16 protein-coding genes are annotated in these 16,505 nt (G+C 41.9%); 8 read left to right on the forward strand and 8 right to left on the reverse strand.

Annotated elements, in window-relative coordinates; translation table 11 throughout:
* Positions 1–20: 20 nt before the first annotated feature.
* Together trmD and rplS are read left to right on the forward strand one after the other, a co-directional pair.
* Complete coding sequence (gene trmD / locus FTU16_RS05460) at positions 21–761, forward strand: tRNA (guanosine(37)-N1)-methyltransferase TrmD (RefSeq protein WP_180004770.1); 741 nt, start codon at positions 21–23, stop codon at positions 759–761.
* A 139-nt stretch (positions 762–900) separates the two neighbouring features.
* Positions 901–1,272 (forward strand): 50S ribosomal protein L19, encoded by a 372-nt coding sequence (rplS, locus tag FTU16_RS05465; RefSeq protein ID WP_078189351.1) that lies wholly within the window; start codon positions 901–903, stop codon positions 1,270–1,272.
* A gap of 63 nt (positions 1,273–1,335) precedes the next feature.
* Here rplS and FTU16_RS05470 read toward each other — a convergent pair whose 3' ends face one another.
* The 5 genes from FTU16_RS05470 to FTU16_RS05490 form a co-directional block, all read right to left on the reverse strand.
* The gene (locus tag FTU16_RS05470; RefSeq protein ID WP_180162907.1) at positions 1,336–2,256 is read right to left on the reverse strand and encodes a triacylglycerol lipase; all 921 of its coding nucleotides are present in this window, start codon (positions 2,254–2,256) and stop codon (positions 1,336–1,338) included.
* Between the two features lie 251 nt (positions 2,257–2,507).
* Positions 2,508–3,473: a triacylglycerol lipase gene (locus tag FTU16_RS05475; protein WP_180162868.1), complete on the reverse strand. Its 966-nt coding sequence runs from the start codon at positions 3,471–3,473 to the stop codon at positions 2,508–2,510.
* 201 nt (positions 3,474–3,674) lie between these two features.
* A complete protein-coding gene (locus FTU16_RS05480) occupies positions 3,675–4,685 on the reverse strand; it encodes a triacylglycerol lipase (protein WP_180055419.1) in 1,011 nt (336 codons plus the stop codon).
* A gap of 366 nt (positions 4,686–5,051) precedes the next feature.
* Positions 5,052–5,996 carry a triacylglycerol lipase gene (locus FTU16_RS05485; protein ID WP_257227096.1) on the reverse strand — a complete coding sequence of 315 codons (945 nt, stop codon included), beginning with the start codon at positions 5,994–5,996 and terminating at the stop codon, positions 5,052–5,054.
* A 78-nt stretch (positions 5,997–6,074) separates the two neighbouring features.
* Positions 6,075–7,103 carry a lipase secretion chaperone gene (locus tag FTU16_RS05490; protein WP_180162870.1) on the reverse strand — a complete coding sequence of 343 codons (1,029 nt, stop codon included), beginning with the start codon at positions 7,101–7,103 and terminating at the stop codon, positions 6,075–6,077.
* A gap of 153 nt (positions 7,104–7,256) precedes the next feature.
* On the opposite strand from FTU16_RS05490, the gene truB reads away from it, so the two are divergent.
* The 3 genes from truB (at position 7,257) to FTU16_RS05505 (ending at position 9,562) form a co-directional block, all read left to right on the forward strand.
* Entirely contained in the window at positions 7,257–8,165 is a 909-nt protein-coding gene (gene truB / locus FTU16_RS05495; protein WP_180162871.1) for a tRNA pseudouridine(55) synthase TruB, read from the forward strand.
* Between the two features lie 26 nt (positions 8,166–8,191).
* The gene (locus FTU16_RS05500; RefSeq protein ID WP_180162872.1) at positions 8,192–8,965 is read left to right on the forward strand and encodes a TSUP family transporter; all 774 of its coding nucleotides are present in this window, start codon (positions 8,192–8,194) and stop codon (positions 8,963–8,965) included.
* A 135-nt stretch (positions 8,966–9,100) separates the two neighbouring features.
* On the forward strand, positions 9,101–9,562 hold the full coding sequence (locus FTU16_RS05505) for a hemerythrin domain-containing protein (protein ID WP_078192502.1): 462 nt from the start codon (positions 9,101–9,103) through the stop codon (positions 9,560–9,562).
* An 84-nt stretch (positions 9,563–9,646) separates the two neighbouring features.
* Here FTU16_RS05505 and FTU16_RS05510 read toward each other — a convergent pair whose 3' ends face one another.
* The 3 genes from FTU16_RS05510 to serA all read right to left on the reverse strand — a co-directional run bounded on the left by FTU16_RS05510 (position 9,647) and on the right by serA (position 12,862).
* Entirely contained in the window at positions 9,647–10,525 is an 879-nt protein-coding gene (locus FTU16_RS05510) for a DMT family transporter (RefSeq protein WP_180162873.1), read from the reverse strand.
* Between the two features lie 117 nt (positions 10,526–10,642).
* Positions 10,643–11,512, reverse strand: a complete 870-nt coding sequence (locus tag FTU16_RS05515; protein WP_180162874.1) for an EamA family transporter — start codon at positions 11,510–11,512, stop codon at positions 10,643–10,645.
* A gap of 117 nt (positions 11,513–11,629) precedes the next feature.
* Positions 11,630–12,862 (reverse strand): phosphoglycerate dehydrogenase, encoded by a 1,233-nt coding sequence (gene serA, locus FTU16_RS05520; protein ID WP_078192852.1) that lies wholly within the window; start codon positions 12,860–12,862, stop codon positions 11,630–11,632.
* 372 nt (positions 12,863–13,234) lie between these two features.
* Here serA and FTU16_RS05525 point away from each other — a divergent pair, with 372 nt between their 5' ends.
* From FTU16_RS05525 to FTU16_RS05535, 3 genes are all read left to right on the forward strand, one after another.
* The gene (locus FTU16_RS05525) at positions 13,235–14,644 is read left to right on the forward strand and encodes an FAD-binding oxidoreductase (RefSeq protein WP_180162875.1); all 1,410 of its coding nucleotides are present in this window, start codon (positions 13,235–13,237) and stop codon (positions 14,642–14,644) included.
* A 192-nt stretch (positions 14,645–14,836) separates the two neighbouring features.
* Positions 14,837–15,208: a hypothetical protein gene (locus FTU16_RS05530; protein ID WP_078192499.1), complete on the forward strand. Its 372-nt coding sequence runs from the start codon at positions 14,837–14,839 to the stop codon at positions 15,206–15,208.
* 344 nt (positions 15,209–15,552) lie between these two features.
* Positions 15,553–16,434 (forward strand): pirin family protein, encoded by an 882-nt coding sequence (locus tag FTU16_RS05535; protein ID WP_180162908.1) that lies wholly within the window; start codon positions 15,553–15,555, stop codon positions 16,432–16,434.
* The last annotated feature ends 71 nt before the right edge of the window (positions 16,435–16,505 follow it).

The following is a 16,505-nucleotide window of genomic DNA, read 5'->3' on the forward strand; positions in this document are numbered from 1 at the left end:
GGAAAATAGAGGAGTCTGCGATGTTTTTTGCAGTCATTACGCTTTTTCCTGAAATGTTTGAAGCGATTACAGCCTACGGTATTAGCGGGCGCGCAGCAAAACGTGACATTGTGCAAGTTCATTGTATCAATCCACGCGAATTTGCTGAGGGCAACTACAAAAGAGTGGATGAACGTCCATTTGGTGGTGGTCCAGGTATGGTGATGATGGCTGAGCCATTAGCGAAAGCAATTCATCGTGCCAAAGAGCTTGCCAAGCAAGCGGGTGCTGTTCATGTCCCTGTGGTGTATATGTCGCCGCAAGGAAAGACCTTAAATGAACCTGCGGTACAAGATTTCGTCAAATATGATGGTTTGATTGTATTGTGTGGTCGTTATGAAGGTGTAGATGAGCGTTTGATCCAACAATATGTTGATCAGGAATGGTCAATAGGCGATTACGTTTTATCTGGTGGTGAACTCCCTGCGATGGTTTTATTGGATAGTGTGATTCGGAGACTTCCGGGTGCAATGTCTGATGAGCAATCACATGTGCAAGACTCATTTGTGGATGGTCTTTTAGATTGCCCACAATATACCAAGCCAGACCATTTTGAAGGTTTAGATGTTCCTGAAGTATTAAAATCGGGACATCATGCCAATATTGAGAAATGGCGGTTTTTGCAGCGATATCAACGCACTTTAGAACGCCGACCTGAGTTGGTTGAAAAAGTTGAATTGACCAAGCAGCAAAAGAAATGGCTAAAAGATTCCAAGGTTTAAATTTTTTAAATCTTATATTAGGCTCTTTATGCATTGAAGCGGTCAAGCATAAAGGGAAAGTCAATCGGGTCTATGCGCTTTAGCCTCTAGCCCCAGCGATGATTAGACCTCTTCTAACTCGCATAATCGGAGATACCCCATGAGCGGTAAACATCCTTTAGTACAAGCTGTTGAAAATGCACAGTTGAAACAAGACATCCCTGCTTTTGCTCCTGGTGACACAGTAGTTGTTCAAGTAAAAGTAAAAGAAGGTGAGCGTGAACGTCTTCAGGCATTTGAAGGTGTTGTAATTGCTAAGAAAAACCGTGGTTTGAACTCTGCGTTCACAGTACGTAAAATTTCTAGCGGTTTCGGTGTTGAGCGTGTATTCCAAACTCACTCACCAATCGTTGCTGGTATCGAAGTGAAACGTCGTGGTGACGTTCGTCGTGCTAAACTTTACTACCTACGTGAATTGTCTGGTAAAGCTGCACGTATTCGTGAAAAATTACCAGCTCGTAAAGCAAAATAATTTGTTTTACAACGCTGTAAAAAAATGCGCCTTTAGGCGCATTTTTTTATGCATGAAAGAAAGTTATAAACCTTGAAGTTTCAAACGATTGGCATGTTGACGGTAGACTGAAACAGGGTCTGGTGCAAATAGTCCCTTCAAGCCCAATACTTGATTAACTTCATCGAAATGGTTCCACTTATAATTATCACGGACGGTTTTACCCAATTTACTGCTACATTGGCTCACTAAGCCGTCGTTCGGTTGTCCGCTAAATGCAATTGGCTCCATTGCAGTAAAGATCGTATCTGGATCAAGTAAGTTGGTGGTGTTAGATATACCTGTCCATGAATAGAAGCTAATGCCATTGGCAACACTTGAGCCATCAACACATTTGGTTGCAGGCATACCGAGTGGAAATTTTGCGTTAAAGGCTTTCACACCCGGTTGAGACATACTGTAGATCGAAGCTTTAAAATTTGAAGGGAGGTTAGACTGCTGGGCGAAGTTAATCACTGGGGTCATTAAGGCATCCATAACAGTCGCTAATACGCCATTTAAAATCGGGACACTCTGTACTAAATCTGCCACAGGTGAACCGTCATTGGTTCCTGCGACCGTACTGACAGAGGCAACCAAATCAGGTCGTACACCCGCAATATATCGAGCCGTAGGGCCACCATGTGAGTGACCAATTAAATTCACTTTAGGTTTGCCAGTAATCGCAACCACTTGTTCAACTTGGTCTAACAGTTGTTCACCGCGAACTTCAATGGACTCCAACGGGGAGATTTGTGTAGCAAAGGCCGTAGCCTTATGGCTTGCTAAATCAGGGAGAACTTGATACCAATAATCTAGACCAAAAACGGCACCGCCTAAGCGATTAAAACCAAACATCCCGTGTACAAACACTAGGGGGTATTTGGTTTCAGCATAATTGTCGATGACTTTTTTAGTGGTCGCTTGCTGTATACCCAATGCAGCATGCGTTTGGGTCACTGCCATACTTGCAAGGAGCGTGGCACAGAGCAATTTTTCATTCCTTTCTTTTTGTTTTGGTTTTCAAACTTTGATTCAGTTTAGTTTGGAAATAGACAAAATTGCCTATCTGACAATTTTTATTGTCATTAAGGATTATAAAAAAGGAAAGAAAAATGTGAGAACTAATCGATAGAATGAAAGATATTTTGTACATTGATTAATGAAAATATCATTAAACCCTGAATTTACAGGGTTTAATGTATAGCTTTACTAAATTATAAACCTTGAAGTTTTAAACGATTGGCATGTTGACGATAAACATCGACAGGATCTGGTGCGAACAACGCTTTGAGACCAAGCACTTGGTTGACTTCATCTAAATGGTTCCAGTTGTAGTTATCACGAATGGTTTTACCAAATTTGGCACTACAGCGTGATACGAGGCCATCATTGTCTTTTCCGCCATCGATCAGTAATGCGGTCACTTTTAGTGCTGAGTCTAAATCTAAAATATTGGTGATTTGGCCCACACCTGTAAATGAATAGTTATAAATGCCTTTCTCAACGCTATTGCCATCAGCGCAATTGGATTTAGGCAAGCCCAGAGGGAATGCGGAGTTATACTTTGCAGAACCCGCTAGCGTTAAACTTGAACCACCTGCCAATGCGTCATGAGGATAAGTCGTTGGATCTAGACCTTGCGCCCAAACAATGGCTTTAGAGACAAAATTCACAGCTCCGACTAAGGGTGCTTCGACAGCGGTGCCTTCAGCTTTTAAAATTAAGTCTGCAACAGGGGAGCCTTGATGAGGTCCTGCAACACTGGTTAATGAAGCAACTACATCTGGGCGAACACCGGCAACATAACGAATTGTTGGCCCACCATGGCTATGTCCAATCAAATTCACCTTATCCGCACCAGTGAGTGCTCGGATTTCAAGGACTTGTTGTAGAAGCTGTTCGCCACGTACTTCGGTGGAGTTAAACGGCGATACGCGCGTTGCCCAGACATTTGCACCATTGCGGGCAAGATCAGGCAGGATTTGATACCAATAGTCGAGTCCAAATGAGTCCGTACCGACGGTAATGAAACCACCCATACCATGGTTAAATACGATTGGATATTTGGTCTTTGCATAGCTAGAACTAGCTTTGGCGGTGACTTGGGTTGCTTGCGATGCAGATACATTACCGATGAATGTAGCTGCAATTAAACCTGCTAAAAATGGTCCGTATTTCATGAGCGATCCTCAATGTATTATTGTTTTATGACAATATTTATTGTCACTTCTAATAAAGCAATAAAGATCACCTGTTGCAAATTGAAAAAGATTAACTGCGCCGCTAAATGTAACAAAATAAAAGATCAAGAACTTCAGATTGATAAAAGTAAATAAGAGGGCCGAAGCCCCCTTAGTGAATTGAAACGTCAACGATAAAAATTAAAGTCCTTGCAGTTTTAAACGGTTAGCATGTTGACGGTACAGTGCCACAGGATCTTGTGCAAATAGACCCGTTAAGCCGAACATCATATTGGCTAAATCGGTATGGTTAAGTTTGTAGCTGTCGTTAATGACTTTACCGATATAAGCACTACAACGTGCAACCATACCGTCATTGTCTTTATTACCATAAGACAATGGCCCGAGTTGCATCAGGATCGTGTCGATATCAAGTAGGTTCGTGGTTTGCGCAACACCGGTCCATGAATAGTATTGAATGCCTTTGCTGTCGACTTGCTTTAAGTTCTTACTGCAATTTTCTGAAGACGCCAAAACACCGTCAGCTACAGCAGATTTTGCAACCGTACTGTTAAATGTAGCAGAACCTGTTTGTGATAGTGATTTCATTGAAGCATCGAAATCAATTTCAAGCTCTGGTTTTGCCTGACCTAAAGCAATCAGTGGGCCGACAATATAATCACCTAAAATATTGAAGGCAGTACGAGAAAGTGAGTTGCCTTGAATATCATCCGCTACTTTAGAGCCGTGATAGGTCCCTGCAACACCTGTAATAGACGCAATGTACTGTGGTTTTGTTTGAGCCACATACAATACAGTTGGACCACCATGAGAGTGACCGATTAAGTTAAGTTTTGGCTTCCCTGTAATAGCCAAAACATCTTCAACTTGTGCAATTAACTGCTCGCCACGATGTGCTGTGGTGTTTGCAGGAGATAATTGCGCGGCGAATACGGTTGAGCCATTTCGTGCCATATCTGGCAAGATTTGGTACCAATAATCTAGTCCGATGGTGTCAGTGCCGATACGTGACCAACCGAGCCAACCATGCACCATTAAAATTGGATATTTGGTTTTTGCGTAGTCAGATTTTGCCGTTTCCTTCACCTGGAGGGCGCTAGGCGCAGCTTGAGTGCTTGCCGATATACTCATCGCTAAGCCTGCAACTGCAGCTACAGAGGCCATCTTGGCCGTGTTTACTAAAGATCGCATAAATGTTCCTTGATCTGATGTTGTTTTTATTACTTTTTAATAATGAAAATACTCTCTGTTTTTAAGCAACATCTTTGTGATTGGCTAGGCCATATCTTTGATTTTAGAGAGTTTGAATAGACAAAGATGCCTTGTCATTTTTTCATGCTCGGTTTGAAATTCCATGTCATTTTAGGACATGGACGGCGTTGAGGTGACAAGTATATTTATATACATTCGTCTTTTATTTTTATCGTTTATTTTAGTTGTTATCATTTAAGAACTTATTGAATTAAATTGTTTAATGCGTACAAATAAAAAAATTGTAAACAAAAAAGGACGTCCAAAGACGTCCTGTTCAGTGCTGAAAGGGAACTAACTTTTGAGTTAAAGTCCCTGTAATTTTAAACGATTGGCATGTTGGCGATAGAGCGCAACTGGGTCAGGTGAAAATAGGCTGCGTAGGCCAAAGATCATATTCACTTCATCTAAGTGGTTGTGATTGTAGTCATCACGGATTACTTGTCCGATGTGGGTGCTACAGCGTCCAACCAAACCGTCATTGTCACGATTTCCATAGGCCAAAGGGGCAAGCTGACTAATCACTGTATCTAGTACATCTAATACATTTGTGGTTTGCGCTGTACCTGTCCATGAGTAGTAATACACGCCTTTGTCGACTTTGGCACCCGACTGATTGCAGTTCGCCGCCAGTGCTGCGGTTGGAAATTTTGCATTAAATTCAGCAGAACCTTTTTCACTGATCGCGGTAAGTGATGCATCAACACTGTTGGGTAGACTCGAGTTGCCTTCAGCCCAAGTAATAATCGGTGCTAAGAGTTGATCGCCGAGTACCCCAAAGACTGAATTAATGGTTTTATTCGCTTGGATCTTATCTGCGACTAGAGAGCCGCGATAAGTGCCTGCAACCCCAGTTACCGAAGCTACATACTCAGGTTTGATCGCTGCAATATAGCGAGTCGTCGGTCCACCATGTGAATGACCAATGAGGTTCACTTTAGGTTGCCCGGTCAGGGCAAGGACTTCTTCGACTTGAGAGAGTAATTGCTCACCCCGAACTTCTGTCGACTCAAGTGGAGAAACTTGGGCAGCAAAGGTATTGGCCCCATTGCGGGCTAAATCCGGCAAAATTTGATAAAAATAATCCATGCCAAAGCTGTCAAAACCAATGCGGGTAAACCCAAACATACCATGGGTAAACACAATCGGATATTTGGTCTTGGCATAGCTTGCCGAGCTATTGGCGGTGACATGTTGGAGTCCTGCAGCAGCTTGAGATTGTGTGCTAGCGATCGCTGCTGATGCAGCCATGATTGCGCATAAAAGAGCCTGTGGCTTTTTCATCATTTCATCCTGAAATTGAAGTTATTTTAAGATTGTTATTTGTACTTATTCTGCGAAAGGTAATTTTCCACCTTGATCATGCACAGATTCAAAGGTACTAACGCGGAGCTGATCTTCCTTGGATTTAAAATGTTGATTACGGAGCTGCTGTACTGCTTGTTGTTTGGCGCTGTCACTCATATTGCTTTTCACAATACTGTCACGCTCTGTGAGATATTGATTCACGCTAGATTTCCAAGAGCTGCGCTGGCTGTCTAGATTTTCAAGGCGCTGAGTGGCTTCAGGACCAACTAAATTTAACCGCATTTGATGGATTTCTTCGCTTGAACCACCACGGGCTTTAATATCCGCAGTGAGTTTGCGTAAATCTTCAAGTTTATTGATTTGTTCCAGATTTTCTTTCCAGTCTTCTGGGAGTTCATCAAACAGGGCTTTTAGTTTTTTGGCTTTTTCAGACTCAGACAGTTTTTTGTCATTCACCACTTCCATCCGTTTCAGCGTGTATTCGTGATAGGTATTTTCCTTGCCAAATAAACCTTCAATTTCATAATCAGAAAAGAACTGTTTTCTTAAATTCTGTGTGCTGCTATAGATCGAGCGATAATATTGTGGTGATTCTTTGTCGTCACTTGGTGGCTGTAAATTACCTAATTGTTCACGATATTTCATATAGCGATCCCACAAATCATAAATTTGGGATAGCGCAGGTTCTTTATGACCTTGTGCAATGTAGGTTTTAAAATCCTTTTTGATTTGATCTATCGACTTTTCACCATATTGAGTGATGAAATATTCAAAACAATTCCGTGTTTGTTCGTTCACGATCAGACGGTTTGAACCATCCATACTGATTTGACAGTTAACTTCCGTGTCTTGTTGACTTGGACTGAGCAGTGAAGAACCGCTTGTGGCTTGTGCTGTAGCATTTTCGCCCTGCGCTAAAGGCGTATTTTGTTGTTGAACCGATTGATCTGAAGGATCATTTTGTGATGCTTTTGGCGCCAGCCAAAATATAAATGCAGCAACAGCGATAACGACCAAGGCAATGATGAGCCAAAGTTTATTTTTTTGCATATCCCAATGCACCTTTATTCCGTTTTTAATTGTTTTAGAGTTCTAAATGCGAACTCAATATGACATAAAACGCAGATAAAAACATAGAAGAGTTGTAAACGTTAGAGGTGGGTTGTTACCATTGCGCTGTTCCTGTATTAGCCAAATTTTGACATGAAAAAAGCCTCTCCTAAGATCCAACGTCGTCCTGTACATGGTGTATTTCTTTTGAATAAGCCTTTGGGTATTAGCTCGAATGCAGCCTTACAGAAGGTGCGTTGGTTGTTTCGTGCACAAAAAGCAGGACATACTGGTGCGCTTGATCCGCTGGCTTCAGGTTTATTGCCGATTTGTTTGGGTGAAGCAACAAAGTTTTCGCATTTTTTATTGGATTCGACTAAACGTTATAAAACCACCGTCTTTTTAGGACACAGTACCACGACGGGTGATGTGGAAGGTGAAATACTATTAGAGCAAGCTGTTCCAATATTGACTGAAGAAAATATTCAAAATGTCTTGGCGCAATTTGTAGGGGATATTCAACAAATTCCACCGATGTATTCTGCGCTGAAAAAAGAAGGTCGCCCGCTGTACGAGTTGGCGCGTAAAGGCATAGAAATAGAGCGTGAAGCACGTCCAATTTCGATTTATGCCATCGAGTTATTATCATTTAATGAGAATAGTATTACACTCGACATCACCTGTTCCAAAGGCACGTATATTCGTGTTTTAGGCGAAGATATTGCCAAAGCATTGGGTACTTTTGGACATTTGACCTATCTACACCGTACGCAAACTGGGCATTTTGATCTCAATCCAACTTACACTATTGAATATTTAGAGAGTCTGACCGAAGCTGAGCGTGAAGCATTATTGCTGCCGGTGTATTCGCCTGTCGATCATTTCTGCAAAGTGCAAGCGCCGGAAGGTCGAGCTGAATATTTTAGTCGTGGAATGGAAAGTAATATTGAGCATGCTGCGGAAGCGCAGGTTTTGGTATTTGATGGGGAACGTTGCTTAGGTCTAGCGGAAATTACCGATCGTAAGCGCTTAGTACCAAAACGTGTATTAAATCTTGAATAGTCATCAACAGCCACTGAAGCCAAATTATGGAAATTGAAATTATTTTAAGCCTCTTATTTTTTGCATTTTTTGCCGGTGCAATTGATGCAGCAGTGGGGGGCGGAGGATTAATTCAAATTCCAGCCATTATGAATGCCATGCCGCACTTATCTCCGGCGACGGTGTTTGGCACTAATAAGTTGTCTTCGATCTTTGGTACGGCTTCGGCGTCCTATTCTTTTTTACACCAAGTCAAACTCCGTTGGAAATTACTTGCGGTCATTGCAAGCTGTGCATTTGTTGCCTCCTTTGTGGGAGCAGCCTGTGTATCAATAATTCCAAAAGAAGTCTTACGTCCTTTCGTTTTGGTTATGTTGATCGTGATTGCGATTTATACCTTTGCCAAAAAACAATTTGGTCAGGTGCATGTACGCCAAGAACTGACTCCTAAAATCCTCGGTTTTGCCGCTATTGGTAGTCTGGTGATTGGTTTTTATGACGGTATCTTTGGGCCTGGCACGGGCAGTTTCTTTATCTTCTTTTTTATTCGTTATCTACAAGCAGACTTTTTGCATGCCTCTGCCTTGTCTAAAGTGGCCAACTTAACCACCAACCTTGCAGCACTGAGTTTTTTTGCGCCCACTGGCCATGTGTTATTTGCGATAGGCTTAATGATGGCTGTAGCAAATATTTTAGGCTCGATCGTTGGTGTACGTGCAGCGATTAAATACGGCAGTGGATTTATTCGAATTCTATTTTTGATTTTGGTGAGTATTTTGATTGTACGGTTGGGTTATCAAACCTTTACGGGACAAGCTTAAAACAAATCTTAACAGAGCGTTGCTGAATTCTGTCGCTGAAATGATTAGTATGAAAATAAGCGACTCGTTTGAGTTGTGGATAATAATTAAATTTCATAATACACAATTAGCTAAGCATCAGAGGTCATCACTACAATGAATATATTTGAAGCTTTACGCCAAAGTCATGAAAAGCAACGTGAACTTGCTGAAAAACTCATTCAAACATCAGGGGATACACCTGAGCGTCGAGATTTATTTGAGCTGCTCAAAAATGAGTTATTTGCTCATGCTGTTGGCGAAGATCGTTATTTTTACATCCCGTTAATGATGACTGATTCAGGCCTAAACATCACCCGTCATGCATTGGCGGAACATCATGAGATGGATGAATTATTAGAGCAACTGACGGAAACTGAATTTAGTAATCCAGGTTGGTTGGCAATTGCGAAAAAGTTATCTGAAACGGTACATCATCATTTGCAGGAGGAAGAACACGGCTTTTTTCAGCAAGCAGGTAAAATCTTAGATGAAAAACAAAAGGAAAGTTTAGCCAAACAATATTTGGCAGAATATAAAAAATACAAGAAAGCGGATAAAGACAGTTTGACGGGATAAATGCAAGTGAAGCCTGAAGACTCATACAAATTCAAAAAAAGACGGCAGAGGCCGTCTTTTTGTTTCAACTATAAATATAAAAATTTAGTCTGATACGCTGCTCGGAGTATTGCGAGAGGAGCGTAAAGTCACCCCGACGGACGCCAACATAATGCAGACTAAGGCCACCCATTGCCACGTCCCAATATTTTCGCCAAGCAGAACCATACCTGTAATGGCAGCTAATGCAGGCGACAAACTCGATAAAGTCCCATAACTAAGTTTACTGAGGATTTTTAACGCTTTTAAATCCAGTGCATAAGGTATGGCCGTGGCTAAAATCGCAATTAATAAGGCTTTCGGCCAATATTGGGTATCGAGTAGGGCGGGTGCATTGTTATATAGTCCAATCGGGAGCAAGGTCAGTGCGGACAGTGTGATGGCAATCGTTAGCGCATGCATACCAATATTTTGGTGTACGACTTTTTGCCCGAAATAAATATAGAATGCCCAACAGAGTCCCGCTGCTAAGGCACAGGCTGCCCCAAGTATTGAGAAATTACCATCATGAGCTTGTCCCCAAGGCACCATCAAGGTAATGCCTAAGATTGCTAAAAAGACCCAAATATAATCACTGCTGTTTTTAATGGATAACAATGCCAGACCCAAAGGGCCGATAAACTCTAAACCCACGGCAATGCCTTGTGGCAATTTACCCAGTGACATATAGAACAACACATTCATCAAACAGAGTGCCGCGCTATAGCAGAGCAGATCCCACCATTTTAAAAAAGACAGCCGTTTTAAAATGTGCCATGAACGAAACATTAAGCAGATAATAATTGAAGCAAAACAGAGTCGTAAAATGGTCACACTGAGTGGATCAAGCACCAAAAATAATTGCTTGGCGAATGATGCACTGATCTGATAGGAAATCATGGAGAGCACCATGAAAACAACAGCGAGAAGTTGTGAATTTGGCATGCGGCACACAGTTGTTGGGCGGTGTTGAGCCCTATTTTTGAGTCAGTACAGTATAGCGGTTAATGCTAACAATTGAGTGAATTTTAACATTTGACCAAATCATGATGGATTTTGAATTTAAATGACTTTGGCTTTTTGCGTGGTATAAGTACAGCCAATCGAAGCACTGATTATCACTGCCAATGCCAACCATTGTGTCCATAACAAATGTTCATGCAAAAAGATAAAACCCGAGAGAGCGGCAACAGCGGGTTCCAAACTCATGAGTGTACCGAAACTCAGCGCAGTCATGTTACGTAGCGCAATCATTTCTAGAGTAAAAGGTAAAGCACTAGCTAAGGTCGCAAGTGCAATAAAATACAGCAGACTACTTGGCTCAAACGCCTGTGCCGGCATACCTGCAAAGATTGCGATGGGCATCAGAACACACATGCCGACGAACATGCCTAAGCAAACGGTATGATTGCCTGAGACCCCTGATGGTTTTTGACCTGCCACGATATAGAGTGCCCAACACGCACCTGCACCGAGGGCGAGGGCAATGCCCACGGGGTCAAGTCGTTGTGCAGCTTGGTCAAAAGGAAAAAGTAGGATAAGGCCTAAAATAGCCAGTCCGACCCAAATAAAATCAAATTTTCGGCGTGCAGCAAATAGTGCGACACTGAGCGGACCAATAAATTCAAAAGACACGGCAATGCCGAGAGGCAGGCGATCAATCGACAAGTAAAATAATACATTCATCCCTGCTAAGGCACAGCCATAGCTGATAATTGCAGACCATTTGACTTGTTTAAAATTGATCTGCCAAACTTTAAAAATAATCGCCAAGATTAATGCACCGAGCAGTAAACGCATCGCGGACACGGTCAGGATGGGAAACTGACCAAACAGGTACTTGGCGAAAGAACCACTGCTTTGCATACTGATCATTGCAATAAGCAAGATCAGTGGTGCTTGTAGGGCAGGGGTAATTTTAAAATTTGGCATAGACTAAATTTGTTTCGATGACTCGAATAGCGGGAGATTGGCAAAAGCCAGATTTTAAAAGTCTACTACAATAAAAAAACCACAGCCCGAAGGCTGTGGCTTCAGAGTCTAATGCGATTAGAACAATACGCGAACGCGGATGGTACCTTCAACTTCGTGAAGTGTATCCAATGCTTCTTTAGAAGCAGTTGCATCAACGTCCATCACAAGATAGCCCACATCGCCTTTTGTCATTAATGACTGACCAGAGATGTTGATACCGTGTTCAGCAAACAAGTTGTTGATTTTTGAAAGAACGCCTGGCACGTTTTTGTGGATATGAAGTAAACGGTGTTTGCCTTCAGTCAACGGTAACGCGATTTCTGGGAAGTTCACTGCAGATAAAGTCATACCTTTATCAGAGTAAGCAACGAATTTTTCAGCCACTTCTAGACCGATGTTCGCTTGCGCTTCCATTGTTGAACCACCCACGTGAGGAGTCAAAATCACGTTGTCTAAGCCACGAAGTGGAGAAACGAATTCTTCACCGTTTGCTTTCGGTTCTTTAGGGAATACGTCTACAGCAGCACCAGCAATATGACCAGATTTGATTGCATCAGCAAGATCTTCAATGATGACACATGTACCACGTGCAGCATTGAGGAAGATTGCGCCTTCTTTCATTTGAGCAAATTGGTCTTTGCCGAAGAAGTTACGTGTAGATGGAACGTCAGGAACGTGTAAAGAAACCACGTCTGCATTGGCAAGAAGTTCACCCATAGAACCGACTTGACGTGCATTACCCATTGGAAGTTTAGTTACGGCATCGTAATAAATTACGTGCATACCTAAACTTTCAGCAAGTACAGAAAGTTGCGAGCCAATCGAACCGTAACCAACAATACCTAAAGTTTTACCACGAGTTTCAAATGAACCGACTGCAGACTTGTTCCAACCACCACGGTGAGTTGAAGCAGATTTTGCAGGAACACCACGAAGTAATAGAATCGCTTCAGCAAGTACTAGTTCAGCAACTGAACGCGTATTTGAGTATGGTGCGTTAAATACTGGAATACCGCGAATCATTGCAGCATTTAAGTTCACTTGGTTTGTACCGATACAGAAACAACCCACAGCAATCAGTTTGTTCGCCGCTTCAAAAACTTCTTCAGTTAATTGAGTACGTGAACGAATACCAATGAAGTGAGCATCTTTAACCGCTTCTTTCAACGCTTCACCCTCAAGCGCAGTTTTACGGTAGTCAATGTTGGTGTATCCAGCAGCATTTAGAGTGTCGATTGCGTTTTGGTGAACGCCTTCTAACAACAAGAAACGAATTTTATCTTTAGGTAAAGAAAGATGTTGGCTCATTACGGCTCCGCTACAAAGGCCAAATTTAGTGCGCATATAATAGCATAGGAAGTCGCCTGATATACATTTCCTTTATGACCGACGTCATGGCTATTTTGGCGAATGATGAGTCAATTTTTTTAGATTTGGTCTAATTAACTTGGTCATATTCCTCGTGACATTTTGAAATCACGTTTTTCTTTGGGTTTTGTCAAAAAAAGCCCAGTTATAGCTTATAATGGTGCCGCTCAAAATCATCATGACCAAGTCCCTGACATTTTGATGCGCTCTGTTTCAGGCTTTTTCCCTTGAAATATGCGTTACCGCAGTTTTGACTGAATGAAGTCTGGACCTTTAAAAAAACTTGTTTACTTCTTGCAAGGTCTGAAAACGATGAATGCTCCAGTCGCTTTAACCCCAGAGTTATTGACCCAATTGACCGCTATTGTTGGCGAAAGCCGTATTAAAACAGATGCGGATAGTCTCCAAAATTGGGGTCGTGACCATACTAAGCACTTCGATCCAAATCCTTCGGTCGTCGTTTTCCCTTCAAGCACAGAGCAAGTTCAACAAATTGTTAAGCTGGCAAACCAATTTAATGTCGCGATTACCCCAAGTGGCGGTCGTACAGGTTTATCAGCAGGTGCTGTGGCTGCTAACGGTGAAATCGTGGTGAGCATGGAAAAGATGAACCAAATCTTGGAATTCTTCCCAGCTGACCGTATGGTTCGCGTACAAGCAGGTGTAGTGACTGAACAACTTCAGAACTATGCTGAAGAACAAGGCATGTACTACCCAGTTGATTTTGCATCTTCAGGTTCATCACAAATTGGCGGTAACATCGGTACCAATGCCGGCGGTATTAAAGTGATTAAATACGGCATGACTCGTAACTGGGTGTTGGGCATGACTGTGGTTACTGGTAAAGGTGACATCCTGCGCTTGAATAAAGGCATGATCAAAAACGCGACGGGTTATGCACTTCAGCACTTATTTATTGGTGGTGAAGGTACTTTAGGCCTCGTGACGGAAGCTGAAATCAAACTTGAACGCCAACCCCATGACTTACAAGTATTGGTTCTCGGTGTGCCTGATTTTGATGCGATTATGCCTGTTCTACATGCCTTCCAAAAGAAAATCGACCTGACTGCATTTGAGTTCTTTGGTGAACTTGCGATGCAAAAAGTATTGGACAATGGCCATGTACAACGTCCGTTTGAAACACCATGTCCGTTCTATGTTTTACTTGAGTTTGAAGCACCATTTGAACCGATCATGGATGCGGCAATGGAAATCTTTGAACATTGCATGGAACAAGGTTGGGTACTGGATGGCGTAATGAGCCAAAGCTTAGACCAAGTACATAATTTATGGCGTTTACGTGAAGACATTTCTGAGTCAATCGCACCGTTCACTCCATACAAAAATGACATCTCTGTTCTGATTACACATGTGCCTGCATTTATTAAAGAAATTGATGCAATTGTGGAAGCGAACTACCCAGACTTTGAAATTTGCTGGTTCGGTCATATTGGTGACGGTAACTTGCACTTAAATATTTTGAAACCTGCGGATTTAAGTAAAGATGAATTCTTTGCAAAATGCCAAGTGGTAAACAAATACGTATTTGAAACTGTGAAAAAATATGACGGTTCAATTTCAGCAGAACATGGCGTGGGTATGACTAAAAAGCCTTACCTCGATTACACACGTTCAGCAGAAGAAATCGAATATATGAAAGCATTGAAAAAAGTATTCGATCCAAATGCGATTATGAACCCAGGTAAATTGTTTGATCTTTAATTTTTTAAAGACGATTAAAAACGCATCTTCGGATGCGTTTTTTTATAGCTGTATTTTTGAAATGGCACTCATTAAGGATCAGAGCTTCTTTCACCAATTTATGGATTTCATCGCTTCTTTTACATTGCTTAAATAGTGTTTTGGACAAATGTTCGGCATGATAGGTCTGAATAATAAATTTGAGTTGCTTCTATGTATCGTTTAATTGCTGTGTCTGCATTGTGTGTGGGGATGTTGGCGGGTTGTGCGACAACGCAGAAAATTGTGTCTAAAGTCGGTTCTTCTGCTACGCCACTCGATCAGGTATTAAAAGAACGTCCTGATTTGCGTAAAGAGCTGTCGACTGTGGAAATTCGTCAGTACTTTAACCGTGTTGAGTCGCCAAATGCGGGGCAGGTGAAAGTGACGGAAACGGGTTTGATGGATGATTCGGTGAAATCAATTCGTACTATTTATAGTTTTAGATTGGTGGATGGTGACTGGCAGCGTGTAAATACGCAAAAGGAATATCAGTGCCAACGTGGTAAAAATACTAAGACTTTCCAGTCGGCGAAGTGTCCTTAAATTATAAAAAGTTAAGGTCTAAATTTCTTATTAAATGTTCAGCATGACGGGGTCATTTCATTTTAAATTCGATGATTGGAGCTCGTATCTACTTTTGTTTCGGCAAAAGTAGCAAAACCATCTTTCATCCGCAAAACTCGTCAAATACCATCTTCAATTGTGTAGGTCGCAGAAACTTTACATATTGAATGTGTCCTGACTCGGACAGTTGCGGATGAGTTTTCGCGTATCTTAATTTTCATCCTAAACATAGAATATTCAATCCTAAAAATTTTCTCGTGAGTTCGTATAGTTTTTAATAATATAAAACCGAATTCAAATCTTGATCAGATTTCAAATTTATGATGAAAACCCTCGCTTTTATTCACGTCAATGATTCAGGCTCACCTGTCGGTGACTTTGCTCCAGTGACTTCAGTTTTTTCCCATTATGAATTGGGAAATACCGTTTCACCTTTTTTATTGCTCGACCATTTAGGGCCTGGGGTTTTGAAACCAACCCAACTGAAAAAAGGTGTATTGGAACATCCACATCGAGGCTTTGAAACCGTCACATTGGTGTTTAAAGGCGAACTTGAACATCATGATACGACTGGCGGCGGTGGCGTCATTGGAGAGGGCGATGTACAGTGGATGACTGCTGCTTCAGGCATTCAACACGAAGAAGTCTTTAGCCAAGCCTTTGCACAGCAGGGCGGAGCATTTGAAATATTGCAACTTTGGGTCAATCTGCCTGCCAAAGATAAAATGAATCCTGCACGTTATCAGAGCTTAGCCAAAGCCAGTATTCCTGTAGTGGATTTAGCAGATAATGCAGGTTATGTACGGATCATTGCAGGGCATTATTTAACAGCCCACGGCCCCGCAGAAACACATACACCTATGCAGGTATTTGATGTGTATCTACGCGCAGGGCAGACACTGAATTTACCTGCATCATCTGGTGATACAACCTTGTTGTATCTACGTTCGGGTCAGTTACAGTTTACTGAAGCGGATGAGCGTTTAAACGCACAGCATATGGCAGTCATGTCGAGCCAAGGTGAAAATGTCGAATTGACGGCAGTCGAAGATAGCCACATATTGTATTTATCGGCGCAGCCTTTAAATGAACCCATCTATGGGCGAGGTTATTTTGTGATGAATCATTTTGCAGAAGTCATGCAAGCCTATGAAGACCTAAAACAAGGTCGCTTTATCCAAAAAGCAGACAATGAAAAACCATAAAAGCGGTAGTTTAAAAAGACCAATACAACGCCAGCAAACACTGTTAAAATAGTCGGACTCAAACCGACAGA

It is taken from the genome of Acinetobacter sp. YH12069, from assembly GCF_013419675.1.
Classification (GTDB): Bacteria; Pseudomonadota; Gammaproteobacteria; order Pseudomonadales; family Moraxellaceae; genus Acinetobacter; species Acinetobacter amyesii.